This window comes from Stenotrophomonas koreensis, from assembly GCF_001431525.1.
In the GTDB taxonomy this organism is placed as follows: Bacteria; Pseudomonadota; Gammaproteobacteria; order Xanthomonadales; family Xanthomonadaceae; genus Stenotrophomonas; species Stenotrophomonas koreensis.
On sequence record NZ_LDJH01000013.1, the window covers coordinates 178,025 to 198,502 of the forward strand.

General features: G+C 68.3%; 11 protein-coding genes. 7 read left to right on the plus strand and 4 right to left on the minus strand.

Translation table 11 applies throughout. The annotated features are described in order from the left end of the window. Positions 1 to 21: 21 nt before the first annotated feature. The 3 genes from metH to ABB25_RS08940 are packed head-to-tail and all read right to left on the minus strand — an operon-like array spanning position 22 to position 4,714. On the minus strand, positions 22 to 2,715 hold the full coding sequence (gene metH / locus ABB25_RS08930; protein WP_057666004.1) for a methionine synthase: 2,694 nt from the start codon (positions 2,713 to 2,715) through the stop codon (positions 22 to 24). Next, on the minus strand, positions 2,712 to 3,785 hold the full coding sequence (locus tag ABB25_RS08935; RefSeq protein WP_057666005.1) for a homocysteine S-methyltransferase family protein: 1,074 nt from the start codon (positions 3,783 to 3,785) through the stop codon (positions 2,712 to 2,714). The genes metH and ABB25_RS08935 overlap by 4 nt, the downstream gene beginning before the upstream one ends. After that, a complete protein-coding gene (locus ABB25_RS08940; RefSeq protein ID WP_057666007.1) occupies positions 3,785 to 4,714 on the minus strand; it encodes an ArsR/SmtB family transcription factor in 930 nt (309 codons plus the stop codon). The genes ABB25_RS08935 and ABB25_RS08940 overlap by 1 nt, the downstream gene beginning before the upstream one ends. Before the next feature lie 118 nt (positions 4,715 to 4,832). On the opposite strand from ABB25_RS08940, the gene ABB25_RS08945 reads away from it, so the two are divergent. The 5 genes from ABB25_RS08945 (at position 4,833) to ABB25_RS08970 (ending at position 15,115) form a co-directional block, all read left to right on the plus strand. After that, positions 4,833 to 6,023 (plus strand): acyl-CoA dehydrogenase family protein, encoded by a 1,191-nt coding sequence (locus tag ABB25_RS08945; RefSeq protein ID WP_338062034.1) that lies wholly within the window; start codon positions 4,833 to 4,835, stop codon positions 6,021 to 6,023. A 138-nt stretch (positions 6,024 to 6,161) separates the two neighbouring features. Next, on the plus strand, positions 6,162 to 11,135 hold the full coding sequence (locus tag ABB25_RS08950) for an NAD-glutamate dehydrogenase (protein ID WP_057666011.1): 4,974 nt from the start codon (positions 6,162 to 6,164) through the stop codon (positions 11,133 to 11,135). Positions 11,136 to 11,224: 89 nt separating this feature from the next. Then, complete coding sequence (locus tag ABB25_RS08955) at positions 11,225 to 11,992, plus strand: NAD kinase (RefSeq protein ID WP_057666013.1); 768 nt, start codon at positions 11,225 to 11,227, stop codon at positions 11,990 to 11,992. A gap of 85 nt (positions 11,993 to 12,077) precedes the next feature. Continuing rightward, a complete protein-coding gene (locus ABB25_RS08960; RefSeq protein ID WP_057666113.1) occupies positions 12,078 to 13,022 on the plus strand; it encodes a 5'-nucleotidase in 945 nt (314 codons plus the stop codon). Positions 13,023 to 13,750: 728 nt separating this feature from the next. After that, entirely contained in the window at positions 13,751 to 15,115 is a 1,365-nt protein-coding gene (locus ABB25_RS08970) for a flavin-containing monooxygenase (protein WP_057666016.1), read from the plus strand. Between the two features lie 3 nt (positions 15,116 to 15,118). Here the strand turns inward: ABB25_RS08970 and ABB25_RS08975 are convergent, their stop codons facing one another. Further along, the gene (locus ABB25_RS08975) at positions 15,119 to 15,691 is read right to left on the minus strand and encodes a DUF2939 domain-containing protein (RefSeq protein ID WP_057666018.1); all 573 of its coding nucleotides are present in this window, start codon (positions 15,689 to 15,691) and stop codon (positions 15,119 to 15,121) included. Positions 15,692 to 15,838: 147 nt separating this feature from the next. Here ABB25_RS08975 and sbcD point away from each other — a divergent pair, with 147 nt between their 5' ends. Beyond that, positions 15,839 to 17,056, plus strand: a complete 1,218-nt coding sequence (sbcD, locus tag ABB25_RS08980) for an exonuclease subunit SbcD (protein ID WP_057666020.1) — start codon at positions 15,839 to 15,841, stop codon at positions 17,054 to 17,056. Beyond that, positions 17,053 to 20,445, plus strand: a complete 3,393-nt coding sequence (locus tag ABB25_RS14970) for an AAA family ATPase (RefSeq protein WP_057666022.1) — start codon at positions 17,053 to 17,055, stop codon at positions 20,443 to 20,445. Before sbcD ends, ABB25_RS14970 begins: the two co-directional genes overlap by 4 nt. Positions 20,446 to 20,478: the final 33 nt, after the last annotated feature.

A 20,478-nucleotide genomic window follows, 5' to 3' on the forward strand; every position in this document is an offset into this window, starting at 1 on the left:
GCGGCATCCTCGCTGGCCGGCTCATTCCGGGTCGTAGTCAAGGATGGGTGCCAGCAGTCGCTCGGCTTGCGACTGCCCAATGCCCTTGCGTGCGGCGTAGTCGGCCACCTGGTCGCGGCCGACCCGACCGACCACGAAGTACTGGCTGTCCGGGTGGCTGAAGTAATAGCCACATACCGCCGCGGTGGGCAGCATCGCAAAGCTTTCGGTCAACTGCATGCTGGCGTTTCCGGGGGCGTCGAGCAGGGCGAACAGGGTGACCTTCTCGCTGTGCTCCGGGCAGGCCGGGTAGCCCGGCGCCGGGCGGATGCCCTGGTAGCGCTCGGCAATCAGGTCCTCGTTGCCCAGGGCTTCGCCCTCGGCATAGCCCCAGTAGTCGGTGCGCACGCGCTGGTGCAGGCGTTCGGCCAGCGCCTCGGCCAGGCGGTCGGTCAGCGCCTTGAGCAGGATGGCGTTGTAATCGTCATGGTCGGCCTCGAAGCGGGACACGTGGGCGTCGATGCCGATGCCGGCGGTCACCGCGAACGCGCCGATCCAGTCGGCCTTGCCGCTGGCGGCCGGGGCGATGAAATCGGCCAGGCAGAAGTCCGGGCGCTGCGCCGGCTTGTCCACCTGCTGGCGCAGGAAGTGCAGCGTGACCGGGCCGTCGGGGCCGGAGACCAGTACGTCATCGCCGTGGCTGTTGGCCGGGAACAGGCCAAACACCGCACGCGCGGTGAGCCACTTCTCCCCGACGATCTTCTCCAGCATCGCCTGGGCATCGGCATACAGGCTGCGCGCCTGCTCGCCGACGATGGCGTCATCGAGGATGTCCGGAAAGCGCCCGGCCAGTTCCCAACTCTGGAAGAACGGGGTCCAGTCGATCACCGGCAACAGGTCCTCCAGCGGCCAGTCGGCGATGACATGGTGGCCGGGCTGGCGTGGCGCCGGCGGGGTGTAGCTTTGCCAATGACCATCAAAACGCTGGCCACGGGCATGATCCAGCGAGACCAGTCGCTTGGCCTCGCCGCGGTTGGCGTGGCGGGCACGGATGGCGGCGTAGTCGGCGGCGATCTCGGCGGCCAGGGTGTCGCGCAAGACATCGCTGGCCAGGCGCTGGGCCACGCCGACCGCGCGCGAGGCGTCCTTGGTCCAGACCACCGGGTGCGCATAGGCCGAGGCGATCTTCAGCGCGGTGTGCGCACGCGAGGTGGTGGCGCCACCGATCATCAGCGGCAGCGTGAAGCCCTGGCGCTGCATCTCGCGTGCGACCTGCACCATTTCCTCCAGCGACGGGGTGATCAGCCCGGACAGGCCGATCAGGTCTGCGTCGTGCTCGCGCGCGGCGTCGAGGATCTTCTGCGCCGGCACCATCACCCCCAGGTCGATCACCTCGAAGTTGTTGCAGGCCAGTACCACGCCGACGATGTTCTTGCCGATGTCATGCACATCGCCCTTGACCGTGGCCATGACGATGCGTCCGGCGGTGCGGGCGCTGCCACCGCCAGCCGCCTTCTCGGCCTCGATGTACGGCAGCAGATGGGCCACGGCCTTTTTCATCACCCGGGCGGATTTGACCACCTGGGGCAGGAACAGCTTGCCGGCGCCGAACAGGTCGCCGACCCGGTTCATGCCGGCCATCAGCGGGCCTTCGATCACGTCCAGCGGCCGTGCGGCGGCCTGGCGGGCTTCTTCGGTATCGGCCTGCACATGGGCATCGATGCCGTGCACCAGGGCATGGGCCAGACGCTGGTCCACCGGCAGTTCGCGCCAGGCCTCGTCGACCACGGCCCTGGCACCCTTGCGCTTGCGGTAGTTGTCGGCGATGGCCAGCAGGCGCTCGGTGGCATCAGCGCGCCGGTTGAGCACCACATCTTCCACATGCGCACGCAGGACCGGGTCCAGCTCGTCGACCAGCGGCAGCGCGCCGGCATTGACGATGCCCATGTCCAGCCCGGCGGCGATGGCGTGCTGCAGGAACACCGCATGGATGGCCTGGCGCACCGGCTCGTTGCCGCGGAAGGCGAAGGAGACGTTGGAAATGCCCCCCGACACATGGCAGTGCGGCAGGCTGGCGCGGATCTGGGTGGTGGCCTGGATGAAGTCCACCGCGTAGTTGTCGTGCTCGGGCAGGCCGGTGCCGATGGCGAACACGTTCGGGTCGAAGATGATGTCTTCCGGCGCGAAGTCCAGCCGCTCCACCAGCAGGTGGTAGGCGCGGGTGCAGATGGCGACCTTGCGCGCGCAGGTATCGGCCTGGCCGTCCTCGTCAAAGGCCATCACCACCACGGCCGCACCGTAGCGCTGCACCAGCCGCGCCTGGGCCAGGAACGCCGCCTCGCCCTCTTTGAGCGAGATCGAGTTGACCACGCCCTTGCCCTGCAGGCACTTGAGCCCTGCCTCGATCACCGACCACTTGGACGAATCCACCATCACCGGAATCCGCGCGATGTCCGGCTCGGCCATGATCAGGTTCAAAAAGCGCACCATCGCGCTTTCCGAATCGATCATGCCGTCATCCATGTTCACGTCCAGAATCTGCGCACCGGCATCGACCTGTTGACGGGCCACCTCGACCGCGGCCGCGTAGTCGCCCTCGCTGATCAGGCGGCGGAAGGCGGCACTGCCGGTGACGTTGGTGCGTTCACCGATGTTGATGAAGTTCAGCGCCGGGGTGATCACCAGCGGCTCCAGGCCAGACAGGCGGGTGTAGCGGGGGGGCAGGGCGGTCGTCATGGTTGTGGTGCCGAGGTTGCCGGACGCGGGGCGATACCGCTCATGGCCTGGGCGATCGCAGCGATGTGGTCCGGCGTGGTGCCACAGCAGCCGCCGACCAGGTTGAGCAGGCCGTCGCGGGCAAAGCCGGCCAGGATCGTGGCCATCTCTTGCGGGCTCTGGTCATAGCCACCGAAGGCATTGGGCAGGCCGGCATTGGGGTGGGCGCTGACCGCGCAGGTCACGCTGCGCGCCAGCGCTTCCACGTGCGGGCGCAGCTCGGCCGCGCCCAGCGCGCAGTTCAGGCCGATCGCCAGCGGGCGCGCGTGCAGCAAGGAGATCGCAAACGCCTCGGCGGTCTGTCCGGACAGGGTGCGGCCGGAGGCGTCGGTGATGGTGCCGGAGATCATCACCGGCAGCCGTGCGCCGCGCGCAGCGAAGGCGTCGTCGATGGCGAACAGCGCGGCCTTGGCGTTGAGGGTGTCAAACACCGTTTCCACCATCACGATGTCGGCGCCGCCATCGATCAGGCCATCGGCGGCCACCCGGTAGTCATCGCGCAGCGCATCGAAGCTGGTGTTGCGCGCGCCCGGGTCATTGACGTCCGGACTGATCGAGGCGGTGCGGCTGGTCGGGCCGAGCACGCCGATCACAAAGCGCGGTTTGTCCGGGGTAGCCGCCTGGGCGGCGTCACAGCACTGGCGCGCCAGCCGGGCGCCGGCATGGTTGAGCTCGTAGACCAGGTGCGCCAGCCGGTAATCGGACTGGCTGGCCGCAGTGGCGTTGAAGGTATTGGTCTCGATCAGGTCGGCGCCGGCATCCAGGTAGGCGCGGTGCACCGCGGCCACCAGCTCGGGGCGGGTCAGCAGCAGCAGGTCGTTGTTGCCCTTCAGGTCCACGCCGGTTCCGTCGGCCGGCGGCTGCTGCGCATCAAAACCAGCGGCAAAGCGCTGGCCACGGTAATCGGCCTCGGTCAGCTGATGGCGCTGGAGCATCGTGCCCATCGCACCATCAATGATCAGGATGCGCCGAGCCAGGGCGGCCAGCAGCGCGTTGGCGCGTTCGGGGTGGAGCCAGGGCAGGGTGGTCATCAGCGGCGGTAGGCGAGCAGGGAGATCACTTCGAAATGCGGCGGGCGGCGTTCACGGGTCACGGTTTCCACCGTCGCCACCTCCAGCCCGGCCTTTTCGCAGAACTTGCGCAGCTCCTTGGCCGAAAAGCCCAGGTTGACGTGGCCGTAGGCTTCCACCGCGGCGCGATGCTCGTGCTTGCCCAGCGAGGACAGCAGCAGCCGGCCACCCGGACGCAGTACCCGCGCGGCCTCGGCCACCGCCTGGGCGGGCTTGTCGGCATAAGTCAGCGCGTGCATCAGCACCACCAGGTCGAAGCTGGCAGCGGTGAACGGCAGGGTGTGCATGTCCCCTTCGCGCACTTCCACATTGGGCAGCCGGCGCAGACGTTCGGAGGCCATGGCCACCACCCGCGCGCTGGTGTCGATGCAGACATAGCGCTGCGCATGCGGGGCGATCAGCTCGGCCAGCACACCATCGCCGGAGGCGATGTCCAGCACGTCGCCCGGCTCCAGCAGTGGCAGCGCGCTGCGCGCCAACGCTTCCCAGGTGCGCCCGGGGGAATAGTGGCGCTCCATGTCACCGGCCACGGTATCGGCCCAGTTCTGCTCGGCCGCGCGGCTGGCCAGCACCCCGGCCACGCGCTCGGCATCCTGGCGCAGCAACGGATCATCGCTACCGGACTTCAAGGCATGCCACAATGCGCGCTGCGCCGCATCCAGCTGGGCCTCGTCGAAACGGTAATACGCCGAGACGCCGGCACGGCGGTCGCGCACCAGCCCGGCCTCCTTCAGCCGCGCCAGATGGGTCGACACCCGCGGTTGTGCCAGCCGGGTGATGGCCGACAGTTCGGCCACGGTGAGTTCCTCGCCTTCCAGCAGGGCCAGCAGGCGCACACGGGTGGCGTCTGCAAAGACCTTCAGCCGGGTTGACCAATCCTCGAGATCCATAAATATCCATTCATCGCGATATAGCGATATTTTGCCCGTGCAGGGGCGGCCTGTCCAGCCATGGCAGCACCGGGCGGCGCTGCGCTTCGTGCACTGCGGCAAGGCTTTGCGCTGGCTGATGGTTACACTCGCAACTTCTTTTGCAGTGGAGTGGTCGGCAGTGGATTTCAGCTTTACCGAAGAGCAGTTGATGCTGCAGGAACTGGCCGCACGCATCGCGCGCGAGAAGATTGCCCCCAGCGCCGCCGGACATGATGCCGCCGCCAGCTACCCGCTGGAGAACATCCGCCTGCTCGGCGAAAACGGCCTGATGGGCATCGAGGTACCGGTCCAGTTCGGCGGAGCCGGCATGGACCCGGTGGCCACCGTGCTGGCAATCAGCGAGATCGCCGCCGCCGATGCCGCACATGCCACCATCCTGTCGGTGAACAACTCGCTGTTCTGCACTGCGCTGACCCTGCACGGCAGCGATGCGCACAAGCAGGGGGCACTGCGCCAGGTGGCCGAAGGCCGCGCCATCGGCGCCTTCGCACTGACCGAGGCCCATTGCGGCTCCGATGCCACCGCGATGCGCTGCCGCGCCGAAGCCACCGGCACCGGCCAGTGGCGGATCAACGGTGCCAAGAGCTGGATCACCTCCGGCCCGGTCGCCGACTGGGTGATCCTGTTCGCGGTCACCGACCCGCAGGCCGGCAGCCGTGGCATCACGGCCTTCCTGATCGATACCACCCGTGCCGGTTTCAGCCGCGGCAAGAGCGAGCCGAAGATGGGCGTGCGCGCCTCGGCCACCTGCGAGATCCGGTTTGATGACTATCTGGCCGAGGCGGCCGATGTGATCGGTGCACCCGGGCAGGGCTTCAAGCTGGCAATGAGCCTGCTCGATGGCGGCCGCATCGGCATTGCCGCCCAGGCGGTGGGCATTGCCCGTGCCGCCTACCAGGCCAGCGTGGCCTATGCCCAGCAGCGGCAGGCCTTTGGCCAGGCGATCGGCAGCTTCCAGCTGATCCAGGCCAAGATCGCCGACATGAAGTGCAAGCTGGACGCGGCCACCTGGCTGACCCTGCGTGCAGCCTGGCTCAAGGGCCAGGGCCAGCCGTTCTCCACCGAGGCGGCGGTGGCCAAGCTCACCGCCTCGGAGGCGGCGATGTGGATTGCCCACCAGGCGGTACAGATCCACGGCGGCATGGGCTACTCGCAGGAACTGCCGGTGGAGCGCTACTTCCGTGATGCCAAGATCACCGAGATCTACGAAGGCACCAGCGAAATCCAGCGCATTGTCATCGCGCGCAACGAAACCGGTCTGCGCTGACAGTTGCTGCGGGTTTTGTGCCATTTCAAGCACCCCTGCGCAGACATCGGTCAATGATGCTGCGCAGCAGGTAAATGTCGTGGCGCTGGTTACACTCCAAGAACCATTTTTCCGGCCGCAAACCCTGTTGCTTTCTCTATGAAATCCTCAACCCGCGTTGCCAAGACCACCACCACTCCGCGCAGCAAGAGCGCCAAAGCCTCCACCGCTACCACCAGCGCAAACCAGCAGCGGGCACAACAGCCTGTGCTGGATCCGGTGATTGCCGCCCTCGGCAGTGGTTTGAAGAAGGCCGACCAGCCGCTGGCCATTGCCTTTGCCCAGGCCTTCTACCAGCGCCTGGACGCAGACGAATACGCCCGCCACAGCGATGCGCAGTGGGCGGCGATGGCCGCGGCGATGTTTGAACTGGCGCGCGAGCGCAAGAGCGGGCAGATCAAGCTGGTGGTCAGCAACCCGGCCGATGCCGGCCATACCCAGATCCAGCTGCTGCATCCGGACATGCCTTACCTGGTCGACACGCTGAGCCTGGTGCTGGCCGGGCGCGGCATCGGGGTCCAGCTGCTGGGCCATCCGGTACTGGAATTGACCCGCGACAAGGCCGGACGGCTGCAGGCCGTCGGCCAGGGCCCGCGTGAGTCGACGATGCTGGTGGAAGTTGATCGTCAGCCGGGCCAGGAACTGGCTGGGCTGCAGCAGGAGCTGGAGCAGGCGCTGGCCCTGCTGCGGGCCGCCAATGCCGATGCGGGAGCGATGCGCGAGCAGATCCTGGCCGCGGCTGAGCAGGTCAGCCCGGCCAGCCATGGCCAGACGGTGGCCAGCGAGGCGCAGCAGTTCCTGCGCTGGGTGGCCGACCAGCACTTTGTCTTCATGGGCAGCCGCCATTACCAGGTGCAGGGCAAGGGGGCCAAGGCCCGGCTGGTGGCCGATGAGGGCAGCGGCCTGGGCCTGATGCGCGGCAAGCCGCGTGCTCCGTCGCGGCCGGTCGCCGGGCTGGCGGCCGAGGGGCTGCACCAGCGCGGCAGCCTGGATGCGCCGGTCATTGTGACCAAGACCAATGCCCGCTCGCAGATCCACCGCGGCGGCTACATGGATTACATCGGCGTGCTGAGCTTCGACAAGGAGGGCCGGATTACCGGCGAACAGCGCTTTGTCGGCTTGTTTGCCAACAGTGCCTGGGGCGTGCGCCCGTGGGATGTGCCGCTGGTACGCCAGCGCGTCAACGCCGTGATGCAGCGTTCCGGCCTGGATGCCAACGGCCACAGCGGCAAGGCGCTGCGCCACATTCTGGAAACCCTGCCGCGGGTGGAGCTGTTCCAGTCCACCGAGGACGAGCTGTTTGCCACCGCGATGGGGCTGCTGGGCCTGCGCGAGCGCGTCGCTGCCCGTCTGTTCCTGCGTCGCGACCGCTTCAGCCGCTTTGATTCGGTGCTGGTCTACCTGCCGCGCGAACGTTTCAATACCGACCTGCGGCTGCGGATCGAGGCCCTGCTGCGCGATGTGCTGCAAGGGGAATTTGTCGACAGCAGTGTGGTGCTGGGCGAATCGCCGCTGGTCCAGCTGCACCTGATCGTGCGCAGCCGTGAGGGTACCAGCATCGAGGTCGATGTGGCCGGCTTGAATGACCGCCTCAATGAGCTGCTGCGCAACTTCAACGATGAACTGCGCGATGCGCTGGTCGAGATCTGCGGGGAAAGCCTGGGCCTGAACCTGGCGCTGGGCTTCGGCCGCGCGTTGCCGGCCGGTTACATCGAAGACTCCAGTGCCCAGGCCGCCGCCGAGGATGTCTGCGAGCTGGCCCAGCTGGACGATGAGCAGACCCTGCGGCTGCGTCTGCATACCCGCCACAGCGATGGTTCACTGCGCCTGAAGCTGTACCGCAAGGGCGAGGACCTGCCGCTGTCGGATGTGCTGCCGATGATGGAAAACCTCGGCCTGCGCGTGATTGCCGAGCGTCCGTACCGGCTGCAGGTCGATGCGCAGCTGTTCCACATCCAGGATTTCGAGGTGCAGGCGCTGGGCGCGGCGATCGATCCGGACCAGGTCAACGCCGCCTTTGCCGAGGCCTTCATCCGCATCTGGCGTGGCGAGGTGGAAAACGACGGCTTCAACCGTCTGGTACTGGCCGCTGGCCTGGTATGGCGGTCGGTGACCATGCTGCGCGCCTACTGCAAGTACCTGCTGCAGGCCTGCACGCCGTTCTCGCAGAGCTATATCGAGGCCACCCTGCTGCGCTATCCGCTGGTGGCCGCGCTGATCGACCAGCACTTCCAGACCCGTTTTGATCCTGCCCTGGCCGGTGCCAAGGGTGGCAAGGCGCTGGCCATGCTTCCCAGCGGTCTGGTCCAGGCCGCAGCCGCCGATGCGGCGGCGGCTACGGCGGTGGCTGCCATCGGCAAGGCCAGCACCCGTGCTGCCCGCAGCGAAGCGGTACGCGCGGCGCTGGGCGCCCAGCTGGAGCAGGTTGCCAGCCTGGATGAGGACCGCATCCTGCGTGCCTTCATCAGCGTCATCGATGCCACCCTGCGCACCAGCTACTACCGCCCTTACGCCGATGGCCTGCGCGCCGATGGCGGCCCGGCTGATTACATCAGCTTCAAGCTCGATTCGGCCCAGGTGCCGGACCTGCCCAAGCCGCGCCCTTACCGCGAGATCTTCGTTTACGGCCCGAAGGTGGAGGGCGTGCACCTGCGCTTTGGCCCGGTGGCGCGTGGCGGCCTGCGCTGGTCGGACCGTCGCGAGGACTTCCGCACCGAGGTGCTGGGCCTGGTCAAGGCACAGATGGTCAAGAACACCGTGATCGTGCCGGTCGGCTCCAAGGGCGGCTTCTATGCCAAGCAGCTGCCGGACCCGGCGCTCGACCGCGATGCCTGGTTTGCCGAGGGCGTGGCCTGCTACAAACGCTTCATCAACGGCCTGCTGGACATCACCGACAACATCGTCGATGGCAAGATCGTGCCGCCGCCGGGCGTGGTCCGCCACGATGGTGATGATCCGTACCTGGTGGTGGCGGCCGACAAGGGCACGGCGACCTTCTCCGACACCGCCAACGGCATTGCCCGCGCGCACGGCTTCTGGCTGGACGACGCTTTCGCCTCCGGCGGCTCGGTCGGCTATGACCACAAGGGCATGGGCATCACCGCCCGTGGCGGCTGGGAATCGGTCAAGCGCCATTTCCGCGCGCTGGGCATCGATTGCCAGAAGGAAGACTTCACCGCGGTCGGCATTGGCGACATGTCCGGTGACGTGTTCGGCAACGGCATGCTGCTGTCGCCGCACATCCGCCTGGTCTGCGCCTTCGACCACCGCCACATCTTCCTGGACCCGAGCCCGGATGCGGCCAGCTCGTTCGCCGAGCGCCAGCGGCTGTTCAAGCTGCCGCGCTCTTCCTGGGCCGACTACGACAGCACGCTGATCAGTGCCGGCGGCGGCATCTACCCGCGTTCGCTCAAGTCCATCGCGATCACCCCGCAGGTACGCCAGGCGCTGGGGCTGGCAGAGGAAGTGACGGCACTGACGCCGACCGAGCTGATCAGCGCCGCGCTGCGGGCACCGGTGGACCTGCTCTGGAATGGTGGCATCGGCACCTACATCAAGGCTGCCAGCGAAACCCATGCCGATGTGGGTGACCGTGCCAACAACGCGTTGCGGGTCAACGGCGGTGAGCTGCGCTGCCGCATTGTCGGCGAGGGTGGCAACCTGGGCATGACCCAGCTCGGCCGCATCGAGGCCGCCCACGCCGGGGTGCTGCTCAATACCGACTTCATCGACAACTCCGCCGGTGTGGACACCTCCGACCACGAGGTCAACATCAAGATCCTGCTCAACGATGTGGTCGCCGCCGGCAAGCTCAGCGTGGTCCAGCGCAACAAGCTGCTGGCCTCGATGACCGACGAGGTCGCCCAGCTGGTGCTGATGGACAACTACCGCCAGAACCAGGCCATCAGCCTGATGGAGCGGATGAGCAGCAAGCGCCTGGGCTCGGAGCAGCACTTCATCCGCACCCTGGAGCAGGCCGGTCAGCTGGACCGCGCGATCGAGTTCCTGCCTTCCGATGCCGAGCTGTCCCAGCGCAAGGCCCGTGGTCAGGGCCTGACCCGTCCGGAGCTGGCGGTACTGCTGTCCTATTCCAAGCTGGTGGCCTTTGGCCAGCTGCTGGAGTCGGACATCCCCGAGGATCCGTACCTGTCCAAGGAGCTGCAGCGCTACTTCCCGACGGCGCTGCAGAACAAGTACGCCGCCTACATGGATGGCCACCGCCTCAAGCGCGAGATCATCGCCACCGCGGTCACCAACCAGACCATCAACCGGATGGGCGCCACCTTCCTGCTGCGCATAGTCGAGGACACCGGGCGCAGTGTCGCCGATGTCGCCAAGGCCTATACGATCAGCCGGGAAACGCTCGATGCGCGCGCGCTGTGGGCGCAGATCGATGCCCTGGACGGCCAGCTGCCCGAAAGCGTGCAGGTCGATGCGCTGGAGGTGATCTGGAAGCTGCAGCGTTCGTTTGTGCGCTGGCTGCTGCAGCGCCCGGGGGCGATCCCGGCCATCAGCACCGCGGTGGAGCGTTACCAGGGCCCGTTTGAACAGATCCGCAGTGCCTCCGGCGTGCTGGCCGATGCCCAGCGTGCCGGTTACGAGGCCCGTGTGCAGGGCTGGAAGGACAAGGGGCTGCCGGCGTCGTTGGCCCAGCAGCTGGCCGAGCTGGCCTACCTGGAGCCGGCCTTTGACATCATCGAGCTGGCCATCGCGCGCAAGACCCGGCCGGTGGAGATGTCCAAGGTCCACTTCCGCCTGGGCGATGCGCTCGGCCTGCCGTGGATCTTCGAGCAGATCGACGCGCTGGAGGTCAATGGCCGCTGGCATGCCATTGCCCGCGGTGTGCTGCGCGATGAACTGGCCGCCCACCAGCGGGTGCTGGCAGGCCAGGTGCAGGGCATGAAGGGCAGCGATGCCAGCGCCAAGGTGGCCGCCTGGATGGCCCGCGATGACAGTGCACTGCGCTTTACCCTGGCCATGCTGGGCGAGCTGGCCGAGCAGAAGTCGCTGGATTACCCGACCGTGTCGGTGGCGGTGCAGCGGCTGGGCCAGCTGGCCGCGCACGCGCGCTGATTGCATCCGGTCACAGCCCTGCCGTGATTGGCAGGGCTGCGACCGGCGTCAGCAGCGGGTATGCTCGCGCGATCCTTGTGGAGTGATCGATGTCCAGCCCGCGCATTGCTTTTCTGGCCAGTTCCGCCGCTCCGGCGCAGCAGGCCCTGGCCGAACTGACCGCCCGCTACGGGCAGTGGCAGCCGGAACAGGCCGATGTCCTGTGCCCGCTTGGCGGTGATGGCTTCATGCTGCAGACCCTGCACCGGCATGGTGACCTTGGCCTGCCGGTGTTCGGCCTGAAACTGGGCACGGTCGGTTTCCTGATGAACCAGCACCGGCCCGAGGATGACCTGTGCCAGCGGCTGGCCGGCGGCCAGCCGGCGCACCTGCATCCACTGGAAATGACCGCATTCACTGCCGGCGGCGAGCAGGTCAGCGAGCGCGCCTACAACGATGTCTCGATGCTGCGCCAGACCCGCCAGGCCGCGCATATCGGCATTGACCTCAATGGCCAGGAGCGGCTGCCCGAGCTGGTCGGCGATGGCGTGCTGGTGGCCAGCCCGGCCGGCAGCACCGCCTACAACTATTCCGCGCATGGCCCGGTGCTGCCGCTGGGCAGCCAGACCATTGCGCTGACGCCGTTGGCTGCTTACCGGCCGCGGCGTTGGCGAGGGGCCATCCTCAAGGCCAATACCGTGGTCCGTTTCCGGGTGCTGGATCCGGTCAAGCGGCCGGTCAGCGTCACCGCCGATTCGCACGAGACCCGCGATGTGCTGCAGGTCACCATCGTCCAGTCGCAGCGCCATGTCAGCCTGTTGTTCGACCCGGAGCACAACCTGGAAGAGCGCATCTTGAACGAGCAGTTTCTGTCCTGAGTGTGCGCCCCGGGATACCCTTGCCGCCCGTCGCAGCTGTTGCGACGGTGTTGTTCCAGGATGAGTCATGACCAACACGCCGTACCTGTCCGATAACCATCCGCGCCTGTTGACCGTGGCGGTCACCTCGCGTGCCCTGTTCGACCTGGAAGAGGGCAATGCCCTGTTCGAGCGCGAGGGCCTGGAGGCCTATGCGCAGTACCAGCGCCAGCGCGAGGATGAGCTGCTGCAGCCGGGCGTGGCTTTTCCGGTGGTACGCAAGCTGCTGGCGCTCAACGCCCAGTTGCCCGAGGGCAGCCCCCGGGTGGAGGTGATCCTGCTGTCGCGCAACTCGGCCGATACCGGGCTTCGCATCTTCAGTTCGATCCAGCATTACGGGCTGGAGATCGTGCGCGCGACCTTTACCGCCGGTGGGCCGACCTGGCCGTATGTCAAACCGTTTGGCACCGATCTGTTCCTGTCGGCCAATCCGGTTTCGGTGCAGCGGGCGCTGGCCCATGGCATTGCCGCGGCCACCATCCTGCCGCAGGCACCGGGCGAGGCCGGCACTCTGGGCCTGGGCGACACCAACCGCAGCGAGCACCAGCTGCGCATCGCCTTTGATGGCGATGCGGTGCTGTTTGGCGACGAGGGCGAGCGGATCAGCCGCGAGCACGGCGTGGAGGCCTTCGGCCGGCATGAACGCGAGAACGCCCACCAGGCACTGTCCGGCGGGCCGTTCCGCAATTTCCTTGCGGCCCTGCATGAACTGCAGGCGGTGTTGCCGGCCGGCGAGCACTGCCCGCTGCGCACCGCGCTGGTCACCGCGCGCTCGGCACCGGCGCATGAGCGGGTGATCCGCACGCTGCGTGCCTGGGGCGTGCGTCTGGACGAGGCGCTGTTCCTGGGTGGGCGGCACAAGGGCCCGTTCCTGGAGGCCTTTGGCGCGGACATCTTCTTTGACGACTCGCGCCACAACATCGACAGCGCCAGCCGCCATGTCACCGCCGGCCATGTTCCGCACGGGGTGGCCAACGAGACACGCCCGTGAGCGTGCGGCAACAAGTGGCCGCTTTTGCTTGATCCGCGTGGTTCAACGGCACCTTTTGCCGCTAGCAGATGGTCTTCAACCGGGTATCTGCCAACAAGTATGACCGCGGCAGGAATGTAGGCTTGCTGCCTGAGCCTGCTGCCAGGCAGTCGTTGCCGGGTGGGCCATGGTTGGCCAGTGGCCCGCACAACCGATGGCCGCGCCAGCAACGGACGAGCCTCAATGGCCGCTTTTCGGCGGTCGATCATGCGGATATCGCCAGCGCTGCCTGGCGTTTGCCGACTGTGTGGTTGGGCCAGGTGATCGAACAGCCCAGCGCCGCGCCGGAGCAGTGGCCACGGTCTGCGGCCCAGTGCTGCGTGCCGGTGGCCGAGGCCCGGCGCTGCGCCGGTCATCACCAGCGGCTGCAAGCCCGGCCGCTGGCAGCGGTGCGCTTCAGGCAGCCAGGCTGAACGGGCCGTTCATTCATCTATGTTAGTCTTCATCGCTCCCCACGCCATGGCGGGGGATCGCCGAGCCGCCTGCCCTTGGCAGTGCGCTCCTCTTCGCCGGTAGTGGTGGCAGTGGCCCTTGCCCTGTCTTAGCGCCGTTGTGCGCCTTCCTTCCCACCACGGGCCCGTTGCGGGCCTGCCGGCACTCGTGCGCCCACGTTACGCAGCGTGGGCGTGTTCGCGCCTTGCGCAGGACCGCAGCCGTGCTGCGGTCGCTACACAGGAGACACAACACGAATGTCCATGCGTATCGCAGTACTTGGTGCCGGCCCCAGCGGCCTGGCCATGCTTCGCGCCATTGATTCCCTGCGCCGTCAAGGCCATCCGGTTCCGGAGGTGGTCTGCTATGAAAAGCAGTCCGACCTGGGCGGGATGTGGAACTACACCTGGCGTACCGGCCTGGATGCCTACGGCGAACCGGTCCACGGCAGCATGTATCGCTACCTGTGGTCCAACGGGCCCAAGGAAGCACTGGAATTTTCCGACTACAGTTTCGAAGAGCACTTCGGCCACCCGATTGCTTCCTATCCACCGCGCGCGGTGCTGCGCGACTACATCATGGGCCGGATCGAACGCAGTGGCCTGCGCGAGCAGATCCGCTTCAACATGGCCGTGCACTGGGTGCAGCGTGATGCCGACAGCGGGCGCTTCCAGGTCACCGTGCGTGACATGAAGGCCGACACCCTGATCACCGAGGAGTTTGACCATGTGATCGTGGCCACCGGCCACTTCTCCACGCCGAACGTGCCGTATTTCGAGGGCCTGGAGCAGTTCCCCGGGCGTGTGCTGCATGCACATGACTTCCGTGATGCCTGCGAATTCACCGACAAGGACCTGTTGCTGGTGGGCAGCAGCTACTCGGCCGAGGACATCGGTACCCAGTGCTACAAGTACGGTGCGCGCTCGGTCACTTTCAGCTACCGCAGCCGGCCGATGGGCTACCAGTGGCCGTCCAGTTTCGAGGAAAAGCCCCTGCTGCTGCGCATGGAGGGCAACACCGCGCACTTCAGTGATGGCAGCAGCAAGGACGTCGATGCGGTCGTACTGTGCACCGGTTACCGCCACCACTTTCCGTTCCTGCCGGACGAACTGACCCTGCGCACCCACAACCGGCTGTACCCGGGGCAGTTGTACAAGGGCGTGGTCTTCATCGACGACCCGGGGCTGATCTACCTGGGCATGCAGGACCAGTACTACACCTTCAACATGTTCGATGCCCAGGCCTGGCTGGCACGCGACCTGTTGATGGGCCGGCTGCCGTTGCCGGACAAGGCGGCCATGCAGGCCGACAGCGAGCACTGGCAACAGCGTGAGCAGGCCTGTAGCAACGCCGACCAGGAGATCGACTTCCAGGCCGCCTACGTGCGCGACCTGGTCGATGCCTCCGATTACCCGGATTTCCCGATCGAACAGGTGGCGGAAATCTTCAAGCAATGGAAGCGTGACAAGAAGCGCGACATCCTCGGCTACCGTGACCAGCGCTACCGTTCGGTACTGACCGGCACCCTGGCCCCGGCTCACCATACCCCGTGGATGAAGGCGCTGGACGATTCACTGGAAGCGTTCCTGCACGAACCGGCGCCGGCGGCCAAGCGGGCCTGAGAGCTAGCCAAGGACATCGGCTGCCGCCCAACCGGGCGGCAGCTGGATGTCGACCAGGCGCCAGCGCAGCTGCTGACGTTGAAAAATGAACACGGTGATGTGGCCGTCGCCATCCTGCCGGCTGGCGCTGAAGCGGTTGGCCGATTCGTAGCGCCAGTGGATCCGGGCAAAGGGTTGCGGTCTTGCCGGCGGCGAATGGGTGTCGGCCGTTTCAGTGTTGCCGGTGGCCTTGCGCCAGCCGCCCTGGCCGTGGAGCAGGGCGCTGATGCCCAGCGGGGTGACCATGGTGTCGATACTGGCACCGACCAGGCCGGTGGCGGCGAGCAGGGCCAGCCCGCCCAGGCGGCTGGATTGCAGCTGCGGCCCGGCCGCATGTACCAACCGGTCAGCCAGTTGCGCCTTCAGGCTCACCCGCAGCGCGGCAAAGTCGACATGCCGTTCCAGCCTGGCCGGGTCACGTTGTGCAAGCGCCTGCTCGATTCCCCGCATTGCCAGCCAGGGGCCGGCCGCCCACAACGCCACCAATGCCAACAACAACGCCAGGATCAGGCTGAGCCACAGGCCGGGTCTGCGCATCACGTTGCTCCAGAACAGGGGCTGCCAGCCTGCCGCAACCGCAGGTGTCCTGCATGAATGCCGGTAAGCGGATTGCGCCGGTGCTGGGCCTGTCGCAGCCGGTGCGACACAATGCCGCGCTAATGTGGTTTTCCCCAAGGACGGCTCATGCGTCTGCTGCACACTTCCGATTGGCATCTGGGCCAACACTTCTTTGGCAAGAGCCGCCAGGCTGAACATGCCGCCTTGCTGGCCTGGCTGCTGGAGCAGGTCGTCGTGCAGGCGGTCGATGCGGTAGTGGTGGCCGGCGATGTGTTCGATACCGCCAGCCCGCCCAGCCATGCACGCGAGGCCTACCACCAGTTCGTGCTCGACATGCACGACGCCGGCGTGCAGCTGGTGGTGCTCGGTGGCAACCATGACTCGCCGGCGGTGCTGGGCGAGTCGCGCCAGCTGCTCGAACGCCTGCATACCCGGGTGGTGCCTTCGCTGGACCGGCCCGCGGCCGAGCATGTGTTCGCGCTCAATGGTCGCGACGGCCAGCCCGGCGCGCTGCTGTGCGCGGTGCCGTTCATCCGTGCCCGCGAGGTGCGCCCGTCGCTGCCCGGACAGGAAACCGAAGCCGCGCGCCAGGACCTGGTTGCCGGGATCGCCGGCCATTACGCGGCCATCCACGCCGCGGCGCTGGCGCGCCGGCAGGCGCTGGGCCGGCCGCTGCCGATCGTGGCCACCGGCCACCTGACCTGCGTCGGCGCCAGCCGCAGCGAATCGGTGCGTGAGATCTACGTCGGCTCGCTGTCGGCCTTCCCGGCCGATGCCTTCCCGCCGGCCGACTACATCGCACTGGGCCACATCCACCGCCCGCAGCAGGTCAGTGCGTCGGGCCATATCCGTTACAGCGGCTCGCCGATCGCGCTGGGTTTTGACGAGCTGGGCGTGGCCAAGCAGGTGCTGCTGGTGGACCTGGATGCGGCGGGGCTGCAGGCGGTCACGCCGCTGGAAGTGCCGGTGTTCCAGCCGCTGGCACGGATCAGCGCCACGCTGGCCAGGCTGCCGGCCGAGCTGGACGCGGTGGCCGCCACGCTGGCTGCTGGCCAGGTCGCCTGGCTGGAGGTGGAGGTTGTTGGTGATGAGCTGTTGCCCGACCTGCCGGCACGGGTGGCCGCACTGGTCGAGGACCGGCCGCTGGAAGTGCTGCGCCTGCGCCGCCGGCGTGCCAGCCAGCCGGCGCTGGCCCCGGTGCTGCAGGACCTGGACGAGCTGGCCCCGGCCGAGGTGTTCGAGCGCCGGCTCGCCGCCGAGCCCGCGCTGGAGGACGGACAGCGGCAGGCCCTGCGCGAGCGCTTTGCCACGGTCGTGGCCCGCCTCGAGGAGGGGGCGGCATGAAGATCCTGTCGCTGCGCCTACGCAACCTCAATTCGCTCAAGGGCGATGTCCATGTGGATTTCCAGGCACCAGCCTTTGCCGATGGCCTGTTTGCGATCACCGGGCCGACCGGGGCCGGCAAGACCACGATCCTGGATGCGATCTGCCTGGCGCTGTATCACCGTACCCCGCGCTTTGATGCGCTCAGCGCCAGCGCCAACCCGCTGATGACCGAGCACACTGCCGAGTGCCACGCCGAGGTCGAGTTCCTCGCCCGTGGCCAGCACTACCGCGCCCGCTGGAGCCAACGCCGGGCGCGCAACCGCATCGACGGCAAGCTGCAGCAACCCGACGCCGAACTGGCCCTGGTCGACCCGGCCGGGGCGGACGGTCGCGGCCGGATCCTGACCGAGAAGCTGCGCGAGAAGGAAGAGCTGGTCGAGGCGGTTTCCGGGCTGGACTACAAGCGCTTCACCCGCTCGGTGCTGCTGGCCCAGGGGGATTTCGCCTCCTTCCTCAACAGCGACGACAAGGAGCGTGCCGGGTTGCTCGAGCAGCTCACCGGCACCGAGGTCTATGGCCGGATCTCGGCCGAGGTGTTCGAGCAGGCCAAGCAGCAGCGCCAGGCGCTGGAACTGCTGCAGCAGCGTGCGGCCGGCCAGCCGGCGCTGGCGGCCGAGGCGCGTGCGCAGCTGCAGGCCGAGCTGGCGCAGCTGGAGGAGCAGCTGAAAACGGTGCAGGTGCAGCGCGATCAGGCCGCTGCCGCGCTGGCCTGGCGGCGTCAGTTTGAGGCCGCCGGCGTCGAATTGGCCCAGGCCCAGGCGACCCTGGCGCAGGCCGAGGCAGTGCTGGCCGATACCGCGGCCGACCAGGCCACGCTGGCGGCAGCCGCACCGGCCGAGCAGGCCTGGCCGGCGTGGCAGGCCAGCGAGCAGGCCGATGGCGCGCTGGCCGCCGCACGCCAGGCGCAGCGGCAGGCAGCCGAAGAACAGGCCGCTGCCCACGCCGCCGAGCGCGAGCAGGCCAGGCGGGTAGTGGCGATCGCTGCTGCGCAGGCGCAGGCCGCGCAGGCGGCGGTGGACACCCTGCAGCAGCAGCGCGATGAGGTTGCAGCGCTGCTGGCGGCCCATGCCGATGACGCTGGCCTCGGGGCCGCGTTGCCGGCCTGGCAGCTGGGTCTACAGCAATGGCGGGCCGCTGCCAGCACGCGCGAGAAGGCGCGCAGCGCACAGGCACAGGCCGAAGTCGAGGTCCAGGACGCCGGGCGCCGGCTGGCAGAGCAGCAGCAAGCGTTGTCGGTGCTGCAGCAGCAGCTGCCAGCGGCCGATGCCCGGGTGGCCGAGGCTGACGCCGGGTTGGCCGCGGTGCTGGCCGGGCAGACCGTCGCCGGCCTGGCCGAGCGCCGCGAGGTGCTGGCCGACAGATACCGCCAGCGCGCTGCGCTGCGTCCGTTGCTTGAGCGCCACCAGCAGGCAGGGCAGGTACTGGACGGGCTGCGTGCCGGGCACCAGCAGGCCGAGCAGGCTGCCGGCCAGGCGCAGCTGGCGCTGGGCCAGGCACAGGCGGAACTGGATGCGGTCACGTCCCGGCTGGTCGACAAGCAGCAGATCCTGCAGCTGCAGCAGACCGTCGCCGGCCTTGCCGCGCACCGGCAGCAGTTGTGCGATGGCCAGCCCTGTCCGCTGTGCGGCGCGCTGGAGCATCCGGGTATCGATGGCGATGTGGATGCCGCCTTGCAGGCTGCAGGGCAGGCGGTCGCCGCCGTCGAGGAAGAACACCGCCACGCGCTGCTAACAGTGCAGCAGGCGCAGGCCGGCCTGGCCCGCGCGCAGGCCCTGATGCAGGCGCGTGGCGAGCAGCTGGCGCAGGCGCAGGCGCAGTGGCAGGCCGATGCCGACACCCTGGCCAGCGCCGGCATGGCCGGCGTTGCGCTGGCGGTGCTGGAGGCCGAGCTCAGGCACCTGGAGGCCGACGGTCGCGCGCTACGCCAGCAGCTGGATCTGGCCCAGGCCGCAGCTGTGCGCCTGCAGCAGGCCCGCCATGACCAGCAGCAACTGCAGCAGCAGTTGGAAGCCGCATTGGTCACGCTGGCCCTGCATCGCGAGGTGCTCGAGCGTGCCCGGGTGCAGTGCGGCAGGCGCCAGCAGGAAAGCGCCGCTGCCGAACAGGCCTGGCAGAGCCAGGGCCGGGAGCTGGCCGCGCAGTGGCCGGCCGGTGTGCTTGACGCCGATCCTCAGGCCTGGCTGGAGCAGCGCCAGGCGCACTGGCAGCGTTACCAGGGCTGGACCGGCGAACACGAAGCGCTGGCCGCCGGCCTGCGCGGGCAGGAGCAGGCCGCCGCCGAGGCGGCGGCCCGGCTGGCACACTGGCAGCAGCGGCTGGGGGCCGAGGTTGCCGCAGCGGAAGGGCCGGCCAGCGGCACGCTGGAGCAGGCGATCGCGCAGTGGAGCGACGCCAGCGAGCGCGCCAGCCAGGCAGCGCAGCACGCCACCAACGCCCAGGGTCGCGAGCAGGCGCTGGCCGAAACAGCCGCCGGCTGCAGCGACGCGTTGGCGCACGCGCTGGCGGCCAACGGGCTGGCCGATCTGGCCCAGCTGCAGGCACGGCGGCTGGCGCCAGAGCGCCGGCAGCAGCTGGAGCAGGGCATCGAACAGGCGCGCCAGCGCCAGCAGCAGGCGGCGGTGGTCGTCGCCCAGCTGCAGCAGCGGGTGGCTGGCCTGCAGGCGCAGGCGCTGACCACGCAAGCCGAGCCGGAGCTGCGCGTCGCGCTCGAGCAGGTCCAAGTGCATTGGCAGGGGTTGGCCCACCGCCAGGGGGCGATCAGCGCGACGCTGGCCGCCGACGACCAGCGGCTGGCCGAACTGGGCCAGCTGCAGCAGGCCATCGCCGCGGCGCAGGCCGAGCTTGACGTGTGGGAGCGCCTGAACGGCCTGATCGGCTCGCGTGACGGCGACAAGTTCCGCACCTTCGCCCAGGGCCTGACCCTGGACCGGCTGCTGCTGCTGGCCAATACCCACCTGCAGCGGCTGGATGCCGGCCGCTACAGCCTGCAGCGCAGCGGCAGCGGGCTGGGCCTGCGGGTGGCCGACAGCTGGCAGGCGGACGTGGTGCGCGATGTGCGCACGCTGTCCGGTGGCGAGAGCTTCCTGGTCTCGCTGGCGCTGGCGCTGGGGCTGTCGGACCTGGTCAGCCACCGTACCCGGATCGAGTCGTTCTTCCTGGACGAGGGCTTCGGCTCGCTCGACCCGGACGCGCTGGACCTGGCGCTGGACGCACTGGATTCGCTCAATGCCCAGGGCAAGCTGATCGGGGTGATCAGCCATGTCGAGGCGGTCAAGGAGCGCATCCCGGTACAGATCCGCGTGCGCAAGACCCGTGGCCTGGGCCACAGCGTGGTGCTGTTGCCGTAAGCCCGGCCCGGCTGGCGGCGCGGCCGCTGGCCG

What these genes read in the sequence shown, in the direction of transcription:
- metH (WP_057666004.1), bottom strand. Translation starts at nt 2,715, where the DNA reads ATGACGACCGCCCTGCCCCCCCGCTACACCCGCCTGTCTGGCCTGGAG.
- ABB25_RS08935 (WP_057666005.1), bottom strand. Translation starts at nt 3,785, where the DNA reads ATGACCACCCTGCCCTGGCTCCACCCCGAACGCGCCAACGCGCTGCTG.
- ABB25_RS08940 (WP_057666007.1), bottom strand. Translation starts at nt 4,714, where the DNA reads ATGGATCTCGAGGATTGGTCAACCCGGCTGAAGGTCTTTGCAGACGCC.
- ABB25_RS08945 (WP_338062034.1), top strand. Translation starts at nt 4,833, where the DNA reads ATGGTTACACTCGCAACTTCTTTTGCAGTGGAGTGGTCGGCAGTGGAT.
- ABB25_RS08950 (WP_057666011.1), top strand. Translation starts at nt 6,162, where the DNA reads ATGAAATCCTCAACCCGCGTTGCCAAGACCACCACCACTCCGCGCAGC.
- ABB25_RS08955 (WP_057666013.1), top strand. Translation starts at nt 11,225, where the DNA reads ATGTCCAGCCCGCGCATTGCTTTTCTGGCCAGTTCCGCCGCTCCGGCG.
- ABB25_RS08970 (WP_057666016.1), top strand. Translation starts at nt 13,751, where the DNA reads ATGTCCATGCGTATCGCAGTACTTGGTGCCGGCCCCAGCGGCCTGGCC.
- ABB25_RS08975 (WP_057666018.1), bottom strand. Translation starts at nt 15,691, where the DNA reads ATGCGCAGACCCGGCCTGTGGCTCAGCCTGATCCTGGCGTTGTTGTTG.
- sbcD (WP_057666020.1), top strand. Translation starts at nt 15,839, where the DNA reads ATGCGTCTGCTGCACACTTCCGATTGGCATCTGGGCCAACACTTCTTT.
- ABB25_RS14970 (WP_057666022.1), top strand. Translation starts at nt 17,053, where the DNA reads ATGAAGATCCTGTCGCTGCGCCTACGCAACCTCAATTCGCTCAAGGGC.